Annotated in this window: 14 protein-coding genes, 3 tRNA genes and 1 pseudogene; 10 read left to right on the top strand and 8 right to left on the bottom strand. The window is 70.5% G+C overall.

Annotated features, from left to right (window positions below; genetic code table 11):
- The first annotated feature begins 5 nt into the window (after nt 1-5).
- On the top strand, nt 6-1,037 hold the full coding sequence (gene ligD, locus ACIRP7_RS23615; RefSeq protein WP_403662848.1) for a non-homologous end-joining DNA ligase: 1,032 nt from the start codon (nt 6-8) through the stop codon (nt 1,035-1,037).
- On the opposite strand, the gene ACIRP7_RS23620 is transcribed toward ligD, so the two are convergent.
- On the bottom strand, nt 1,024-3,216 hold the full coding sequence (locus ACIRP7_RS23620) for an OmpL47-type beta-barrel domain-containing protein (protein ID WP_403662850.1): 2,193 nt from the start codon (nt 3,214-3,216) through the stop codon (nt 1,024-1,026). The two genes, ligD and ACIRP7_RS23620, sit on opposite strands and share 14 nt — an antisense overlap.
- A complete protein-coding gene (locus ACIRP7_RS23625) occupies nt 3,216-5,714 on the bottom strand; it encodes a ThuA domain-containing protein (RefSeq protein WP_403662853.1) in 2,499 nt (832 codons plus the stop codon). The genes ACIRP7_RS23620 and ACIRP7_RS23625 overlap by 1 nt, the downstream gene beginning before the upstream one ends.
- Nucleotides 5,715-5,912: 198 nt before the next feature.
- On the opposite strand from ACIRP7_RS23625, the gene ACIRP7_RS23630 reads away from it, so the two are divergent.
- Both ACIRP7_RS23630 and ACIRP7_RS23635 read left to right on the top strand, forming a co-directional pair.
- A complete protein-coding gene (locus ACIRP7_RS23630) occupies nt 5,913-6,884 on the top strand; it encodes a multicopper oxidase domain-containing protein (RefSeq protein WP_403663577.1) in 972 nt (323 codons plus the stop codon).
- A gap of 14 nt (nt 6,885-6,898) precedes the next feature.
- Nucleotides 6,899-7,813 carry an ornithine cyclodeaminase family protein gene (locus ACIRP7_RS23635; protein ID WP_403662856.1) on the top strand — a complete coding sequence of 305 codons (915 nt, stop codon included), beginning with the start codon at nt 6,899-6,901 and terminating at the stop codon, nt 7,811-7,813.
- A 6-nt stretch (nt 7,814-7,819) separates the two neighbouring features.
- Here the strand turns inward: ACIRP7_RS23635 and ACIRP7_RS23640 are convergent, their stop codons facing one another.
- The gene (locus tag ACIRP7_RS23640; RefSeq protein WP_403662859.1) at nt 7,820-8,032 is read right to left on the bottom strand and encodes a hypothetical protein; all 213 of its coding nucleotides are present in this window, start codon (nt 8,030-8,032) and stop codon (nt 7,820-7,822) included.
- A gap of 21 nt (nt 8,033-8,053) precedes the next feature.
- On the opposite strand from ACIRP7_RS23640, the gene ACIRP7_RS23645 reads away from it, so the two are divergent.
- Nucleotides 8,054-9,079, top strand: a complete 1,026-nt coding sequence (locus tag ACIRP7_RS23645; RefSeq protein WP_403662862.1) for a LacI family DNA-binding transcriptional regulator — start codon at nt 8,054-8,056, stop codon at nt 9,077-9,079.
- A 13-nt stretch (nt 9,080-9,092) separates the two neighbouring features.
- Here the strand turns inward: ACIRP7_RS23645 and ACIRP7_RS23650 are convergent, their stop codons facing one another.
- Nucleotides 9,093-9,887: a VOC family protein gene (locus ACIRP7_RS23650; RefSeq protein WP_403662865.1), complete on the bottom strand. Its 795-nt coding sequence runs from the start codon at nt 9,885-9,887 to the stop codon at nt 9,093-9,095.
- A 229-nt stretch (nt 9,888-10,116) separates the two neighbouring features.
- On the opposite strand from ACIRP7_RS23650, the gene ACIRP7_RS23655 reads away from it, so the two are divergent.
- From ACIRP7_RS23655 to ACIRP7_RS23675, 5 genes and pseudogenes are all read left to right on the top strand, one after another.
- A complete protein-coding gene (locus ACIRP7_RS23655) occupies nt 10,117-10,389 on the top strand; it encodes a WhiB family transcriptional regulator (protein WP_403663580.1) in 273 nt (90 codons plus the stop codon).
- A gap of 14 nt (nt 10,390-10,403) precedes the next feature.
- Nucleotides 10,404-10,477 (top strand) — tRNA-Gly (locus ACIRP7_RS23660).
- A gap of 10 nt (nt 10,478-10,487) precedes the next feature.
- A tRNA-Glu gene (locus ACIRP7_RS23665) sits at nt 10,488-10,559 on the top strand.
- A gap of 7 nt (nt 10,560-10,566) precedes the next feature.
- Nucleotides 10,567-10,639, top strand: a tRNA-Ala gene (locus tag ACIRP7_RS23670).
- A 28-nt stretch (nt 10,640-10,667) separates the two neighbouring features.
- Nucleotides 10,668-11,192: pseudogene (locus ACIRP7_RS23675) on the top strand (short-chain dehydrogenase); the annotation flags it as partial.
- A 403-nt stretch (nt 11,193-11,595) separates the two neighbouring features.
- Here ACIRP7_RS23675 and ACIRP7_RS23680 read toward each other — a convergent pair.
- From ACIRP7_RS23680 to ACIRP7_RS23690, 3 genes are all read right to left on the bottom strand, one after another.
- Nucleotides 11,596-12,576 (bottom strand): acyl-ACP desaturase, encoded by a 981-nt coding sequence (locus ACIRP7_RS23680; protein ID WP_352380790.1) that lies wholly within the window; start codon nt 12,574-12,576, stop codon nt 11,596-11,598.
- Between the two features lie 205 nt (nt 12,577-12,781).
- Nucleotides 12,782-13,558, bottom strand: coding sequence for a dimethylargininase (gene ddaH / locus ACIRP7_RS23685; protein ID WP_403662868.1), 777 nt, complete (start codon nt 13,556-13,558; stop codon nt 12,782-12,784).
- Between the two features lie 211 nt (nt 13,559-13,769).
- Nucleotides 13,770-15,392 (bottom strand): ABC-F family ATP-binding cassette domain-containing protein, encoded by a 1,623-nt coding sequence (locus ACIRP7_RS23690; protein WP_403662871.1) that lies wholly within the window; start codon nt 15,390-15,392, stop codon nt 13,770-13,772.
- A 283-nt stretch (nt 15,393-15,675) separates the two neighbouring features.
- Here ACIRP7_RS23690 and ACIRP7_RS23695 point away from each other — a divergent pair, with 283 nt between their 5' ends.
- Nucleotides 15,676-16,323 (top strand): GPP34 family phosphoprotein, encoded by a 648-nt coding sequence (locus tag ACIRP7_RS23695; RefSeq protein WP_403662874.1) that lies wholly within the window; start codon nt 15,676-15,678, stop codon nt 16,321-16,323.
- A 450-nt stretch (nt 16,324-16,773) separates the two neighbouring features.
- On the opposite strand, the gene ACIRP7_RS23700 is transcribed toward ACIRP7_RS23695, so the two are convergent.
- Nucleotides 16,774-17,190, bottom strand: a complete 417-nt coding sequence (locus ACIRP7_RS23700) for an SsgA family sporulation/cell division regulator (protein ID WP_403662877.1) — start codon at nt 17,188-17,190, stop codon at nt 16,774-16,776.
- Between the last annotated feature and the right edge of the window lie 36 nt (nt 17,191-17,226).

The raw sequence follows: 17,226 nt of genomic DNA on the forward strand, positions 1-17,226 counted from the left end.
CTCGCATGGGTGACGCGGTGGAACTGGAGGCGGGCGGCCGGACCGTACGGCTGTCCAGCCCGGACAAGATCTTCTTCCCGGAGCGCGGGTTCACCAAGCTGGACCTCGCCCGCTACTACCAGGCCGTCGCCCCCGGCATCCTGCGCGCCCTGCGCAACCGGCCCACCACCCTGGAGCGCTACCCGGACGGCGTGACCGGCGAGAACTTCTTCCAGAAGCGGGCGCCCAAGAACATGCCCGACTGGATCCCGACCGCCCACATCACCTTCCCCAGCGGCCGCAGCGCCGACGAGATGTGCCCCACCGAGGAGGCCGCCGTCCTGTGGGCCGCCCAGTACGGCACCCTCACCTTCCACCCCTGGCCGGTCCGCCGCAACGACGTCGACCGCCCCGACGAACTCCGCATCGACCTCGACCCGCAACCCGGCACGGACTACGACGACGCCGTGCGCGCGGCGCATGAACTGCGGTCGGTGCTGGAGGAGTTCGGGGGTCTGCGCGGCTGGCCCAAGACTTCCGGCGGTCGCGGTCTGCACGTGTTCGTGCCGATCGAACCGCGCTGGACCTTCACCCAGGTGCGGCGGGCCGCGATCGCGGTCGGGCGGGAGATGGAGCGCCGGATGCCGGACCACGTGACCATCAAGTGGTGGAAGGAGGAGCGGGGCGAGCGCATCTTCATCGACTACAACCAGACGGCCCGCGACCGTACGATCGCCTCCGCCTATTCGGTACGGCCCCGCCCGCACGCCCCCGTCTCCGCACCCCTGCGCTGGGAGGAGGTCGGCCAGGCGCACCCCCAGGACTTCGACATCGCGACCATGCCCGCGCGCTTCGCCGAACTCGGCGATGTGCACGCGGACATGGACGATCACGCCTTCTCGTTGGACGCCCTGCTGGACCTGGCCCGCCGTGACGAGCACGACCACGGGCTCGGTGATCTGCCGTACCCGCCCGAGTATCCGAAGATGCCGGGGGAGCCCAAGCGGGTACAGCCGAGCCGGGACACGTCGAGGAAGGCGCCTCCTACAGCTCCTTGATCCTGATGTCCCGGTACGAGACGACGTCCGTCGTGCTGTGCACCTGGAGCCCGATGTAGCCGGAGGAGAACCGCCGCCCGTCCGTGCCCGGGTCGTCCGAGCGGGCCGGGTAGAAGTCCTGGCCGCCGATGTTGTCGAACTCGTTGATCAGCACGCCGTTGCGGTAGACCGAGTAGTGCTGGTCGACCACCCGGATCTCGTAGTCGTTCCACGTGCCCTTCTGGGTGACGCCGGCACCGGCGAGCCCCACCCGGTCGAAGCCGTAGACCGACCCCGTCTTGTACATGTCGCCGTCCGGCCGGTCGAGCACCTGCACCTCGTGGCCGTACTTGATGGCGACCCACTCGGGGCGGGACTCCTCCGGGTGGTCGTGGACCCACGGGAACCGCACGAACACACCGGAGTTGGCGTTCCCGGTGCCCGGGGCGTCGTCTCGCCACTGGAGCTTGAGCGAGAAGTCCCCGTACTTGCGCTCGGGGAACCAGAGCATGCCGAGGCCGTCCTTCGTGGTGCCGGACGTGATGGACCCGTCGCCGTTCGGCGCGAACGAACCGCCGCCCACCTGCTGCCACTTGGCGAAGGAGGCCGCGCTGCCGTCGAGGATCGTGCGGTACCCCTCGGTCTGCCCGGGCTTGCCGATCCCGGACTCACGGGCCGCCGCGTCGATCGCGTCGTACTCGCGCTCGTCGACGACCCCGTCCCGGAAGAGCTTGTCCAGGACCGTCTTCACGTGCTTGAGGAACAGCGCGTGGGACGTCCACTCCTTCTCGTCCTCGATCAACTCGTTGATGCGGCACCGGCTGTTGGTGATCCGGTTCGGGACCCCGGAGTCGACCGTGCCGACGATCACCGTCAACCGCTCGTCGAATTCCGCGCAGTTGGGCGCCGGGACCTGACCGGCGACCACCGTGAAGGTCACCGTGCGCGCGGCCGAGGTGTTGCCCGCCTTGTCGGTCGCCCGGTACGCCAGGGTGTGGGTGCCCGCCCGGTCGACGACCACCGGAGCGGTGTACGCCAGGTAGGGCCCGGCGTCGATCGAGTACTCGACGCCCGCGACACCCGAACCGCCCGCGTCCGCGGCGCTCACGGTCACCTTGGCATTGCCCACGTAGGCCCCATCCGAGTTCCGGGTGCCGTCCACGGTCACTCCGGTCACCGGCGGGGTGGTGTCCTGCGGGGCCGCCGCGACCACCGTGAACCGGACGCTCTTCTCGGCGGCCACGTTGCCCGCCTTGTCGGTCGCCCGGTAACGCACGGTGTGGCTGCCGACCTGGTGCACCATCACGGGCATGGTGTACGGCTGCCAACTCCCGTCGTTCACCGCGTACTCGATGGTGTTGACGCCGGATCCGGTGTCGGAGGCCGACACGGTCACCGTCGCCATGTCGATGTACGTGCCGTCCGGGTTCTGCTCGCCGCTCACCGTCGCCGAGGTGTCCGGCGGGGCGGTGTCGTCGGAGGGCGGCGGGACGACGGTGAAGTCGACACTCTTCTCGGCGGAGACGTTGCCCGCCTTGTCGACGGCCCGGAAGCGGACCTTGTGGCTGCCCACCTGGTCGACGACGACCGGGGCCGTGTACGGCTGCCATGCGCCCGTGCCCCCGATCGCGTACTCGATCCGGTCGACGCCGGAGCCGCCGGCCTCGTCGGTCGCCGTGAGGGCCACGCTCGCGGAGCCGACGTACTGGCCCTGCGCGTTCTGCGTGCCCGTCACCTGCGCCTGCGCCGTCGGCGCCGTGGTGTCCTCGCCGGTGCCCTCGGTCACCACGAGGATGCCCTGCATCTGGCCGTGGCCCGGGATCGTGCAGTGGTAGAAGTACCGGCCCGGCGTGAGCGTGACCTCGGCGGTGTGGCGGCCGCCCATGCCGTCGTTGGGGTTGGCGAGGATGTTGAGCTGCACGTCGTTGTTGAACTCGGGGTCACTGGTCACGAAGGTCAACGTGTGCGGCATACCGGTGGTGTTGCCGGTGGCCGCGCTGTTCTCGAAGACGATCGTGGCCGTGCCGGCGACGGCGGTCGTCGGGGCTGAGGTGTACTTGGTGATGTCGTCGCCGGCGGTCCAGGTGAGTTGCTGGGCCGCCGCCGGGATCGTGTCGGGCTGTGCCTGGGACGTCGACTGGAGGCCGAGCACCATGAGCAGGGCGGCCACCAGGACGGCCAGAGCTCCTCGGGGGCGCATCACTGCCCTCCTCTCACCAGTTGTCCGGCGGCCGGCGTCGGACCGCCGCCCGTGTAGGTGACGCGCCACAGGGCCGACTTGGCGTCCGAGGTGAAGAACCCGCGCCCGTAGTCGAGGACGTACAGCGCGCCGTCCGGGCCGAACTTCCAGTCCATGAGGTTCTTGATGCCGTCGTTGCCGATCGGCACGATCTTCTTGAGCGACTCCGCATGGACGGGCAGTCCGCCCTCCCCGTGGGTCTTCGGGTCGGTGATGACCGCGTTGCGCGGCTGGTCGGCGTCGTAGAAGTCACCGACGAACCACTTGCCGTCCCAGTAGGCGGGCCACTTGACGGTGCTGGTGGCCGAGGCGGCGTCGTAGCGGTAGACCGGCCCGTTCATCGCGGCCTGGCCGCCGCCCTTGAGCCACGGCAGCAGATAAGTGGCGTCCTCCTGCTTGTAGGAGGGGATGCCGTTCGCGTCCCGCGGGTAGTCCGGGGCGCCGCCCTGCGGGGAGTACCAGATGTTGTTGCCGGTGACCGGCGGGAGATTGACCAGACCGTCGTTGTTGGGCGACTCGTTCTTCGGGTGGTCGCAGTCGTACCAGCCCAGCGGCTGGTCGGGGTTCGGCAGGTTGCGGTCCCGGTAGGGCTGCTTGTTGCCCATGCAGTACGGCCAGCCCCGGTTGCTCGCCTTGGTGATGACGGCGAAGGTGTCGTACTTGGCCGGGCCCCAGGTGGTCGAGGGCTCGCTCGCGTCCGGGCCGACCCATCCGGCGTACAGGATGTCGGTCTTCTTGTCGACGAAGATGCGGGCCGGGTTCCTGACACCCATCACATAGATCTCGCCGCGGGTCTTGCCGCCGCCCTCGGCGGTCTCCTTGCCCGTGAAGAGGTTCCCCTCGGGCAGCGTGTACGTCCCGTCGGGCTCCGGGTGAATGCGCAGGATCTTGCCGTTGAGGTTGTTGGTGTTGCCGGCGGTGCGGCGCGCGTCCGCGAAGGAGACGCCCTTGTAGTTCGGCTGCGGGTTGTTGCCCGAGTAACCGCCGCTGAAGCCACTGGAGTTGTTGTCACCGGTCGCGATGTACAGGTTGCCCTTGGAGTCCCAGGACATCCCGCCACCCGCGTGGCAGCAACTGTGCACCTGGACCGGCCACTTGAGCAGGACCTTCTCGCTGTTCAGGTCCAGCTTGTTCGTGGCGAGGTCGAGGGTGAAGCGGGAGACCCGACGCTCGGCGATCCGGGTGTCGCGGTCGAGCCGGGAGTGCGGGGTGTAGTGCAGATACACCCAGCCGTTCTGCTCGAAGCGCGGGTCGAGCTCGATGCCGAGCAGTCCCTCCTCGACCTTCACCAGCTCGTCGCCGCCGCCCTTGTTGCCGAAGACGGTCAACTCGCCGGCCAGGGTGACCTTCTTGGTCGCGGGATCGTAGACGTGGATCTGACCCTTGCCCTTGCCGACGTCCGGGTTGTTCCAGTCGGTGATCACGGGCTGGGAGGAGTCGGCGCCGCCCCGCCCGATGTACAGGACCCGCCCGTCGGGGGCGGTGACCAGCCCGTGCGGTTCGCCGATCTGGTCGTTCTGCCCCGCCTGGTTGGGCTGGGTGAGGCGTTCGGCCTTGTAGTTGCCGTTGATGGTCGCCTTGCAGTCGGCCTGCACGAGCCGCGAGGTCCACAGGAGTGCCCCGCGCAGATGGGTCCGGAAGTCGGTCTCGTCGTACGAGGACACCGTGCCGCCCATACCGGTGTAGAAGGACCGGCCGCCGTCGTAGTCCCGGCACCAGCTCACCGGATGGTCCCAGCCGTTGGCGCTCGCGCCGGGCTGGTACGTCGACTCGCGCACCCGCGCCACGGTGTGCACGTCACCGGACGGGTTCTTCGTCCAGTTGAACCACTGGTCGGGGCGCTTCCACTGCACCGGCAGCTCCCTGGTCGCCGGATGCTGCCGGTCGCCGACCTCAACGGTTGCCCGCTGTACGGTCGTTGGACTGGAGGCGGCCGGACGGGCACCCACCAGCCCCGTGAACCAGTCGGAGTACGGCTCGGCGCGGGCCGCGTCATGGATGCCGACGAAACCGCCGCCCGCCTCCATGTAGGCCTCCAGACCGGCCTCCTGCTCGGGGTCGAGGACGTCCCCGCCGCCGGTCAGGAAGACGATCGCGTGGTAACTCCCCAGCGCCCTCTCGTCGGTGAAGACTCTGGCGTCGTCCGTGGCCTCGGTCTCGAACCGCTGGTTCACCGGACCGGACCGCCCGATCTGCTCGACGGCGGCGATCCCGGCATTGACGACCGGTGACTCGTCCCCGGCCGCCGCGGACCCGTAGAAAACCAGCACCCGTACATCGGCGCCGCCCGGCGGCGACTTGACAGACATCGTTGTCGCGGACGGATCGGGAACCGGCAGCGCCCGCGCGGCCGGTCCGGACATCAGCCCGGCGGCGACGACCCCCGCGGTCACGGTGGCCGTCCAGACCCGTCTCCTCGCGCTTCCTCCGCTTCTCGCGCTCAACCCTCGTAAGTGCATGGGCACCTCCTCGGTCACAGCAACAGCGCCATGGAAGCTAGACCCCTTTGCGCCGCTCGCCAATACCTATGACCGGGATCGCACGAACTTTGTCCTGAGTGTGGATAAACGACTCGGGGGCCGGTACCGTCTCACAGGTTCATCACAGGTACGTCTCCGCAAAATCCGTATCACGGTGGGGAGTTCTGCGTGGGTGCACTGGACAGACGTGGCTTCAACCGGCGGGTGCTGCTCGGTGGTGCGGCCGTGGCGACATCGTTGTCCCTGGCGCCGGAGGCCCGGAGCGACACAGGTCCGGCCAAGGCGGCCCCGGGCGGCGGTGAGGTCAAGCGCATCAAGCTGTACGCCGAGAAGCTCGCCGACGGGCAGATGGGCTACGGCCTCGAGAAGGGGAAGGCGACGATCCCCGGCCCGCTGATCGAGCTCAACGAGGGCGACACCCTGCACATCGAGTTCGAGAACACCATGGACGTCAGGGCGAGCCTGCACGTCCACGGTCTGGACTACGAGATCTCCAGCGACGGCACGAAGTTGAACAACAGCGACGTCGAGCCGGGCGGCACCCGCACCTACACCTGGCGCACGCATCTGCCGGGCCGCCGCGGCGACGGCACCTGGCGGCCGGGCAGCGCGGGCTACTGGCACTACCACGACCACGTGGTCGGCACGGAGCACGGCACGGGCGGTATCCGCAAGGGCCTCTACGGACCGGTGATCGTCCGTCGCAAGGGCGATGTCCTCCCGGACGCGACCCACACGATCGTCTTCAACGACATGCTCATCAACAACAAGCCGGCGCACTCGGGGCCCAACTTCGAGGCCACGGTGGGTGATCGGGTCGAGTTCGTGATGATCACGCACGGCGAGTACTACCACACCTTCCACCTGCACGGTCACCGTTGGGCGGACAACCGCACGGGCATGCTCACCGGACCCGACGACCCGAGCCAGGTCATCGACAACAAGATCGTGGGCCCGGCGGACTCCTTCGGCTTCCAGGTGATCGCGGGGGAGGGGGTCGGGGCGGGCGCGTGGATGTACCACTGCCATGTGCAGAGCCACTCCGACATGGGGATGGTCGGGCTGTTCCTGGTGAAGAAGACGGACGGGACGATTCCGGGGTACGAGCCGCACGAGCACATGGAGCACCAGGCCGGGCACGCGCACTGACGGATCATGGACGGGTGACTCTTCTTCTCACACGTGGTGATCTGGAGGCGGTGCTGGAGCCGGAGGCCTGCCTCGACGCACTGCGGGACGGCTTTCGCACCGCGGACAGCGAGTCGATCGCGGGACAACGGGTGCGCACGGACCTCCCGTTCCCCGGTACGGCCACCGCTCTGATCCCGGGCCTGCTCCCCGGCGTCCCTGCCTACACGGTGAAGGTCAACGCCAAGTTCCCCGCCGCCCGGCCCGCCCTGCGCGGGGTGATCTGCCTGCACAGCGGCACCGACGGCGAGCTGCTGGCGCTGCTCGACTCCGCGACGGTCACGGCGTGGCGGGCGGGGCTCGCGGCCGCCCTGGGCACCGATCTGCTCGCCGGCCCGGGAGATGTGGTCGGAGTGGTCGGGGCGGGAGCGCAGGCCGAGTTGATGGTGCGGGGGCTTGCGGCGCTACGGCCCCGCAGCGCCCTGGTCGTCCAGGACACGTCCGCCGACCGCGCCGCGGAGTTCGCCGCGCGGCACGGTGGCCGTGTGCTGTCCTCCGCCGCGGAGGTGGCCATGGCAGCCGACCTCGTCCTGTCGGCCACCTGGTCGAGGCAGCCGCTGCTGCACCTGCGGGACACCAGGCCGGGCCAGCACTTCACGAGCCTGGGCGTGGACGAGCCGGGCAAGGCGGAACTGGCGGCGGATCTCCTGGACGCGGCGCTGCTGGTCGTCGACGACCGTGAACTGGCCTCACGCGTAGGCGTGTTGCCGCCGGCCGATGCCACCCTCGGCGAGCTCTTGCGCTCGGAACACCCCGGCCGCACGAACGACACGGACCGCACGGTCTACGCACCCGTGGGCCTGCCCTGGCAGGACCTCGCCCTGGCCTGGACGGCGTACGAGCGGGCCGAGCGGGAGGGACTCGGACGACGGGTGGATCTGCTGGCCTGAACCCGGTCACGAGATGGCCGGCAGGGACCGGTCGGCGGCCGACGGATCCGCCCGCCGCCCGCCCGGAGCCCGGTCGGTGCGCAGCCAGTGCGCCCGGGCGTACCTGCCGACCGTGCCATGGGCGAGGTGCCGGTCGTGATACCTGCGCGGCACGTCCCTCCCGCCCACCTCGAGAGCGCTCTCACCGGTGACCTCGTCCGGGGCTATCCTGATCCGCACCCGCCGACGAGGAGCCCCGAAGTGACCGAGACAGCGCCGCGCCCCACGCTGGAGGCCGTGGCGGCCCGGGCCGGGGTGTCGCGGGCCACCGTGTCGCGGGTGGTGAACGGCGGGGACGGGGTCAGGGAACCGCTCGTCGAGCGGGTGCGCAGGGCCGTCGAAGAGCTCGGTTACGTGCCCAACCAGGCCGCCCGCAGTCTCGTCACCCGACGCCACGACGCCGTCGCCGTGGTCGTGGCCGAGCCGGAGACCCGGGTCTTCGCCGACCCCTTCTTCGCACTGCAACTCCGCGGAATCAGCAAGGAGTTGACCGCCCACGACAATCAACTGGTGCTGCTGCTCACCGAGGGCCGGGACGACCACGCCCGCGTCGGACGCTACCTCGCCGGAGGACACGTCGACGGCGCGCTCGTCTTCTCCCTGCACCTGGACGACCCGCTGCCCGGACTGATCCAACGGGCCGGGGTCCCCACGGTGTTCGGCGGACGGCCCGGCTGGAGCGACGGGACGACGGAGGTCGTGTACGTCGACAGCGACAACCGGGGCGGTGCCCGCGAGGCCGTACGGCATCTCACAGGGCTGGGGCGCACCCGCGTCGCCCACATCACCGGCCCCCTCGACCAGACCTCCGCGGCCGACCGGCTCGACGGCTACAGGGACGTCATGGGCGACGCCGACCCGCGGCTCGTCGTGCCCGGGGACTTCACGCCGGCCGGCGGGGAGCGGGCGATGCGGACGCTCCTCGACACGTTCGAGGACGTGGACGCGGTCTTCGCCGCCAACGACCTCACCGCGTCCGGCGCCCTGCGCGTGCTGCGCGAGCGCGGACGCCGGGTGCCCGAGGACGTGGCGGTGATCGGCTTCGACGACATGCTGCCGGTCGCCGAGCAGACCGATCCGCCGCTGACGACGGTCCGTCAGGACATCGAGGAGATGGGCCGGCTGATGGCCCGCCTGCTCCTGGGAGGTCTCGACCCCGGGGCTGCGGGGGCCGCACCAGCTGGTGTCGTGCTGCCCACCACGCTGGTACGGCGCGCCTCGGCGTGAACCCTGCCGCCCCCTATGGCCTCTGCTGCGGCGCGCTCTTGATCACCGCGAAGCGGGCGCCGTACGGGTCGGCCAGCTTGGCCACCCGGCCGACGCCGGGCACGTCCGTGGCGGGCAGCCGGACGCTGCCGCCCAGCTGCTGTGCCTTGGCCACCGTCTCGTCCGTGTCCGTGACCTCGAAGTACGGCATCCAGTACGCCCCGTCCCGCGCCTCCAGCGGGTCGTCGGCGAGCGGGACGATGCCGCCGAACATGCCGTCCTCGCTCTGCCCGTCCGGCAGCACGGTGGTGTACGTGCCGCCGGGGAATTCGACCCCGTAGGTCTCCAGGCCGAGCGCCGCGCGGTAGAAGTAGGCGGCCATCGGCAGGTCGGCCGTGTACAGCTCGACCCAGCACAGCGAGCCCGGCTCCTGGGTGACGTCGAGCCCCTTGTTCCGCCCGGGCTGCCAGATGCCGAAGGGCACGCCCGCCTTGTCGGCGAGGATCGCCATGCGGCCCTGGTCCATCACGTCCATGGGCTGCATCAGCACCGAGCCGTGCGCCTCCTCGGCCGCCTTCGCGGTGGCGTCCGCGTCCGGGGTCTGGAAGTAGACGGTCCAGGACGGCGGCCCCTGTTCCGGTGTGGTCTGCATACCGCCTGCGGCGGTCTTGCCGGCGAGCTGGAAGAAGCCGTAACCGCCGGCTTCGGGCGGACCCGGCTGGAACTCCCAGCCGAACAGGCCGCCGTAGAAGGTGGTGGCGCCGTCGATGTCGGGGGTGCCGAGGTCGAGCCAGTTGGGAGCGCCGGTGACGTAACGGGTCGTGAGCATCTCTGCCCTCCTCTGAGGGGTCCCGCTGCCTGTACCGCCGAGTCTTGCACCGTCCACTGACAATCGCCGCCGGTACGCCGATGCGGGCCGGTCGGCAGTCGAACCCTTTCCGCGCGCCGCCGTGCACCCCCGCACCGGGCGGAGGACCATCAAGGTGGCCGGGGGCATGAACGCCATCGTTGATCCCGCGTTGATCGAACGTTTTTCGTTGCCCGGCACGATCTCGGCCATGCACATCGACACCATCACCCCGACCGACCCCGCCTGGCAGGCGCAGGCGTTGTGCGCGCAGACCGGGGCGGACTTCTTCTTTCCCGAGCCGGGCAGCTCGGTGCGAGAGGCGAAGCGCATCTGCGGCATGTGCGAGATGCGCCCGGCCTGTCTCGAGTACGCCCTGGCCAACGACGAACGCTTCGGCGTCTGGGGCGGCCTCTCCGAGAAGGAACGGCTGGCCATCAGGCGGCTGGAAAACCGTGAGCCGACGGGCCGGCAGTGCGGTTAGGATCCCGGAGCGCACCCGGGCGCAGCGCAGGGGCAGGCGCACCGCCTTGCCAAGGCGACATACATCGGTTCGAATCCGATCCCCGGGCTGCGTCCGCGGGCCCTGTGGAGCAGAGGCAGACTCGCCGCCTTCTCAGGGCGGATACGCCGGTTCGAATCCGGCCGGGGCCCATGGCAAGGGCTCGGTAGCGCAGAGGCAGGCGCACCTTCACCGCATGAAGGGAACGTCGGTTTGAATCCGACCCGGCCCGCGACAGGGCACGAACGGGGCGGGGACGCATGGGGGACACGATCGACGAGGGCGAGCTGGCCGCCTTCCACCGCATGGTCGGCAGGCTGCGCGAGCTGCCCGTCGACGACCCCGTGCGGTTGCGCGCCGAGCAGGTCGCCGCGTCCTTCGCCCGGGACGGGCGGCTGCGGCGGCGCAAGGCACGGGGTGCCGAGACGGTGGCCGCCGACGCGGGGGCGATGGCGGCCACCGCGACCGGCGCCCACGACCGGCGCGAGGACGCGCCCCTGACGGCGTCCGGCGAGGCGGGCGTCTACCGCAAGCCCCGCAATTGCTCTGTCTGCAAGTCGTCCTATCGACAGGTGGACGCCTTCTGCCACCGCCTCTGCCCGCGCTGTGCCGCCGACAACACGGCCCGCCGGGCCCTGACCACCGACCTCGAGGGGCGCCGCGCGCTGCTCACCGGCGGCCGCGTGAAGATCGGCTTCCAGCTGGCCCTGATGATGCTCCGGGACGGCGCGGAACTGCTGGTGACCAGCCGTTTCCCGCCGGGCTCGTCCGCGTGCTTGAGCAGGACGCGGTCCACGGGCAGGGGCCCGTGCGGCCCGGACCGAACGGCACGCCCCGCAGCACCGCCCGCCGCATCGTCGGGTCGGCCGAAGCGTGCCCGTAGACGGCCGTGGTGAGCTTCGGGTCGTCCTCCTCCAGGATCCACACCAGCACGGAGGACGGGACCGGGGTCCGCTTGAGGACGGCGTGGGCAACCCGGTGTGCGTTCGCGCCCGGCGGCGGCGCGCCGACCCGCCGCCGTATTCGTGCGGCGGAGTCGGCGTCGATCAGGCCCAGCAGGAAGCCGACGGCCCGCTGGTCCATGCTGTTGTCACGCATGGCCGCATGACGCCCCGGCCGACGGGCGGCCCGCACCGGATATTCGGCATGCGGCCCACACCGGCGATTCGGCGGCCGACCGGACCGGCGTCAGGCCCCTGCCGCGCGGGCCGCCATCCGCGCCTTGCGCGCCGCCAGCTTCTCGTCGAACTTCGACGCCTCGGAGTCCAGACCGCTCATGTACAGGCCGAGTTCCTCCTGGGCCTTGAGGCCCTCGGGGCCGAGACCGTCGATCTCGAGGACCTTCAGGAAGCGCAGGACCGGCTGGATGACGTCGTCGTGGTGGATGCGCATGTTGTAGATCTCGCCGATCGCCATCTGCGCGGCGGCCCGCTCGAAGCCGGGCATGCCGTGGCCGGGCATCCGGAAGTTCACGATGACGTCGCGCACGGCCATCATGGTGAGGTCGGGCGCGAGCTCGAAGGCCGCCTTCAGCAGGTTCCGGTAGAAGACCATGTGCAGGTTCTCGTCGGTGGCGATGCGCGCCAGCATGCGGTCGCAGACCGGGTCCCCGGACTGGTGGCCGGTGTTGCGGTGCGAGACGCGGGTCGCGAGCTCCTGGAAGGAGACGTAGGCCACCGAGTGCAGCATCGAGTGGCGGTTGTCCGACTCGAAGCCCTCGCTCATGTGGGCCATCCGGAACCGCTCCAGCTGGTCCGGGTCCACCGCGCGGGAGGCGAGCAGGTAGTCCCGCATCACGATGCCGTGCCGGCCCTCCTCGGCGGTCCACCGGTGCACCCAGGTGCCCCAGGCACCGTCACGGCCGAACAGCGAGGCGATCTCGTGGTGGTAGCTGGGGAGGTTGTCCTCGGTGAGGAGGTTCACGACCAGGGCGATCCGGCCGATCTCGGTGACCTTGGACTGCCCCTTCTCCCAGGCCTCGCCGTCCTCGAAGAAACCGGGGAAGTTGCGGCCGTCGCTCCACGGCACGTACTCGTGCGGCATCCAGTCCTTGGTGACCTTCAGGTGCCGGTTGAGTTCGTTCTCGACGACTTCCTCCAACGCGTACAGCAGACGGGCGTCGGTCCAGGCCGAGGACGGGCTGCCGAGGTGAGGGGAAGTGATCGTCACAGGTACTCCAGGGGGACGCGGCAAACATGTGAGGGGGTCGGCGAGCGGTGCCGATAACTTACGGAATCGTAGGCTACGAAACCGTAGGTTACGAGACCGTAGGTTAAGAACGCCGTAAAAGATCCCTGATCAGCCGTGTTCCCCGGACATGACACGCGGTCCCGGAACCGCAGGTCGGGGCCGCTGGAATGACGGGCCCGCCCGGTCAGGCGTACAGGTCCCGCAGCCGTACTGAGAGGCACGTCACACAGCCTTCGAGCTTCTCGAACTCGCTGATGTCCACCACCACCGGTTCGAATCCGAGGTCGGTGAGCAGCTCCGCGGTCTTGGGCGCGCTCGCGGCCATGAGCAGCTTGGGGCCGCCGAGCAGGACGACGTGGGCGCCGGCCTCCTCCGGCACGGACAGGAAGCGCGGGAAGAGCGCGGGCCGGTCCACCTTGGGGATGTGCCCGATGACGGTCCCGTCGGGCAGCGCGGTGACCGCCGACTTCAGGTGCAGTACCTTGCTCACCGGTACGGCGACGACCTGCGCCCCGAGCGGTTCGAAGGCGGCCCGCAGTTGCTGGACGCCGGCCGCGTTGGTGCGCCCGCCCCGGCCGACGTAGATCGTGTCGCCGATCTTCAGCACGTCGCCGCCGTCCAGGGTGCCCGGCTCCCAGACCCAGTTCACCGAGCAGCCCAGACGCGCCACGGCCTCCTCGACGCCGATGGTCTCCTCGCGCCGGGACTCGGCGCCGGAGCGCGCGATCAGCGCGACGTTCTTGTACATGACCACGGTGTCCTCGACGAACACCGAGTCCGGGCAGTCGTCCTCCGGGTCCACCTCGACGGTCTCCCAGCCGTGCGCGCGCAGCGCCTCGACGTACGCCTCCCACTGTTCGAGCGCGAGCTCGACATCGACCTTCTCCCGCTCGACGTGCGTCACCAGACCTTCGGCGAGGCGGGGGCTGGGGCGGCGGACGAGGGCCTTCTTGCTGGGCACGAGGGAACTCCGTATCGGCGGGACAGGGACGGCTCCCGTGACGGGCGCCGGTCAGCCATCATGCAGCGCCGGTCCGTGTCGACAAAACCCCCGTGCCCAGGCTGTGCCCCTCCTGAGACGCGCACGGCAGACGCTCCACGGCTCAGAGCGCCGCCGCACCGCACGCGCACGACGTGGAGTGCCTGAGGTGATCCCGCCGCCGCCGCGGACGCTACCCCGGGAGCTCCAGGGTCTCCGGAGTGACCTCCCGCAGCTCTCCGTCCAGCATCAGCCAGCGCGTGACACCGATCGACTCCAGGAACGGCGGGTCGTGACTGGCCACGATCAGCGCGCCCTCGTACGACTCCAGGGCCGAGGTCAGCTGTCGCACGCTCGCCATGTCGAGGTTGTTCGTCGGCTCGTCGAGCATGAGCAGCTGGGGTGCGGGCTCCGCCAGCATCAGCGCGGCCAGCGTCGCCCGGAAGCGTTCGCCGCCGGACAGCGTCGACGCCTGCTGGTCGGCCCGGGCGCCCCGGAACAGGAAGCGGGCGAGACGGGCCCGCACCCGGTTGTTGGTGGCGCCCGGCGCGAACCGGGCCACGTTCTCTGCGACCGACAGCTCACCGTCGAGGACGTCGAGGCGCTGGGGCAGGAACCGCAGCGGCACATGCGCCGTCGCCTCTCCCGACACCGCCGACAGCTCCCCGGCGATCGTCCGCAGCAGCGTCGTCTTGCCCGCGCCGTTGCGCCCGATCAGCGCGACCCGCTCGGGGCCTCGCACATCGAAACCGCCCTTGACCCGTGCGCCGTAGGCCAGTTCCAGGTCCATGAGGGTCAGGACCGTACGGCTCGGCGGCACGGCCGTGTACGGCAGGTCGACGCGGATCTCGTCGTCGTCCCGTACGGCCTCCACCGCCTCGTCGAGCCGGTCCTTGGCCCCGGCGAGCTTCTCCTCGTGCATGATGCGGTGTTTGCCCGCGGACTCCTGCGCCGAGCGTTTGCGCGCCCCCATGACGATCTTCGGCTCTCGCTTCTGCTCGAACATCTTCTGGCCGTATCGCTTGCGCCGGGCCAACTTGACCTGCGCGTCCGCCAGTTCGCGCTTCTGCTTGCGGAAGTCGGACTCGGCGACCCGCACCATCCGCTCGGCCGCCTCCTGTTCGACGGCGAGGGCCTCCTCGTAGGCGGAGAAGTTGCCGCCGTACCAGGTGACCTCGCCCGCGCGCAGATCGGCGATCTGGTCGACCAGGTCGAGGAGTTCGCGGTCGTGGCTGACCACGACCATGACCCCGGGCCAGGAGGCGACGGCCGTGTACAGCCGCCTGCGGGCGTACAGGTCGAGGTTGTTGGTGGGCTCGTCGAGGAGCAGGACGTCCGGGCGGCGCAACAGCAGTGCCGCCAGCCGCAGCAGCACCGACTCGCCGCCCGAGACCTCGCCGATCCCGCGGTCCAACCCGACGTGCCCGAGCCCGAGTTCACCGAGGGTGGCCAGGGCCCGCTCCTCCACGTCCCAGTCGTCGCCGACCGTCTCGAAGTGCTCCTCCGCCACGTCACCCGCCTCGATGGCGTGCAGGGCGGCGCGCTGAGCGGAGATGCCGAGCGCCTCGTCGACCTTCAGGCCGGTGTCGAGGGTGACGTTCTGCGGGAGGTATCCGACCTCGCCCGCGACGCGCACGGCGCCGTCGGCCGGGGTGAGTTCACCGGCGATCAGCTTCAACAGGGTTGATTTTCCCGAACCGTTGACGCCGACGAGGCCCGTCCGGCCGGGGCCGAAGGCGATGTCGAGGCCGTCGAGGACAGGGGTGCCGTCGGGCCAGGAGAAGGTGAGCGAGGTGCAGGTGATGGAAGCAGACATACAAGTCTCCGCGGTTGCTCGAAGCGAGAAGGGGCAAACGCGTATCGAGACACCCGCGACCACGGGAGACGACGGAAAACCGGAGGGCACGGACCAGGTCCTGCTCGTCGGAACGGCTCGTATGCCGAGGTCGCACGCGGCGCACACACCTCAGGTGTGTGACACGGTGTCTCAGGACCTCAGACGAGCAACGTCCTTCTCCGATCGACGGCAACAGAAGCGTTCTACACCGTACGAGGCGGCCCTAGGGCTGTCAACGAGTTAATGCGCCTTAGGAGGCCCCGTGCCCGACGGCTCGCTCTCTCTGCCGGCCCACCTCTATCTGCTGGCATGGGACACCTCGAAGGCCGAGACCGCCGGCGTTGGCCAGGTGCCCCAGCTGGTGCGGGCCGGGGCCCTGACCGAGCTGGCCCGGCGCGGTCTGCTCCTCGACGAGGACGGCATCGCCACCCCCGTCGACATGGACGCCGAGACCGGGGACCCCGTGCTGGACGGGCTGCTCGAACTGGTCCGCGAATCCCGGCCGCACCGGTGGCGGGGCTGGGTGACACCGCACACCCGGATCACCCTGGACGCCGTACGGGAACAGCTCACCGCGGGCGGACAACTGCGCGCCCGGAAGAGGCGGGCCCTCTGGCTGTTCCCCACGGTGGAGTACGACCTGGCCCGCCCGGTGGTCGTGGAGGCGCTCCAGGAGGAGGCCCGGCAGGTCCTGCGGGGACCGGTGCCGGGCGTGGACGTCTCCGACCGGGACGCGGCCCTCGTCGCGCTCGCCGCCGCGGCCGGGCTGCGCACCCTGCTGCCCCGCGGGGAACGCCCCGAGACACGGGTCGAGGAGCTGATCGAGCGCAGCGGGCAGGTCGCTCCAGTGCTGCGGGAGCTGGTCCACGGGGTGCGCGGGGCGGCGGCCTCGGTGACGGCGCGCGCCTGAACGTCGACGGCGGAGCCTGCCGGCGCTGTCGCGGGCGAAGCCGGTCGGGCCAGGCGCATGACGAACCAGGACACGCTCCGCGAGCGCGCCCTCGCCTTCCGTTCCCTGCACGTCCCCGACACCCCGCTCGTCCTGCGGGGGTGAACCGCTGCGGCCCGGGCGGTGGCCGACATGGAGGGCATGTTGCTCGTCAACGCCCGTATCGACTCGTCCCTGCCCGGCGCCGGAACCGTCGACCCGGGGACCGTCGAGCTCCTCGTCGACGGGACCGACCGTCCGCTGAACGTCATGGCCGGACCCGGCGCCCCGTCCGTCGCCGATCCGGCCTCACTCGGGCCGCGCACGCTCTGGTCCGCCGCGCCGCGCGGGAGCTGCTGGGGGCGGGGACGTACGACGTGCCGGCCGGCGGGCTCGACCACGGCGAGCGCAACGCCCGCCATGGCGACCGCGTCAGTGCGCGTCGCGCATCAGCTCGGCCAGGTCGTGGTCGAGGTCGAGTTGGAGGTGCTCCAGACCGGTCGGCACGAGGTCGTTCGTGGCCTCCAGGAACCGGCGCAGCTCTCCCGTGCGCACATGCACGACGGCGGTGCCCTCGGGGGCGTGGAACTCGAGAACGGTGCGGTCGTAGCCGTACGGCCGCACCCGGACGTCGCCGTGGCCCTCGGGCTCGTGCAGGCCGGTGGTGAGCAGTTCGCGGCTGAAGGTCCAGCAGACCTCGACGCCCTCCAGGGTGGCCGGGGCGGGGAAGGTCATACGGACGGCGAACGGATCACAGCGGTCGTAGTGCAGGGTGGCGGGAATGCTCGGCATCCGCGGTGCCGCGGCGACGAGACGGGCCTCTACGGGCTGCTCGATGACGGTGGACAACGCCTTGCTCCCTTGTGACGGCTGGTTGGGCTTCCG

The organism is Streptomyces sp. NPDC102270, from assembly GCF_044766405.1.
GTDB lineage: Bacteria > Actinomycetota > Actinomycetes > Streptomycetales > Streptomycetaceae > Streptomyces.

Bases quoted from the DNA above. Each gene is read 5' to 3' on its own strand.
- ligD (WP_403662848.1), top strand. From the start codon at position 6: ATGGGTGACGCGGTGGAACTGGAGGCGGGCGGCCGGACCGTACGGCTG.
- ACIRP7_RS23620 (WP_403662850.1), bottom strand. From the start codon at position 3,216: ATGCGCCCCCGAGGAGCTCTGGCCGTCCTGGTGGCCGCCCTGCTCATG.
- ACIRP7_RS23625 (WP_403662853.1), bottom strand. From the start codon at position 5,714: ATGCACTTACGAGGGTTGAGCGCGAGAAGCGGAGGAAGCGCGAGGAGA.
- ACIRP7_RS23650 (WP_403662865.1), bottom strand. From the start codon at position 9,887: ATGCTCACGACCCGTTACGTCACCGGCGCTCCCAACTGGCTCGACCTC.
- ACIRP7_RS23655 (WP_403663580.1), top strand. From the start codon at position 10,117: ATGCACATCGACACCATCACCCCGACCGACCCCGCCTGGCAGGCGCAG.
- ACIRP7_RS23690 (WP_403662871.1), bottom strand. From the start codon at position 15,392: ATGTCTGCTTCCATCACCTGCACCTCGCTCACCTTCTCCTGGCCCGAC.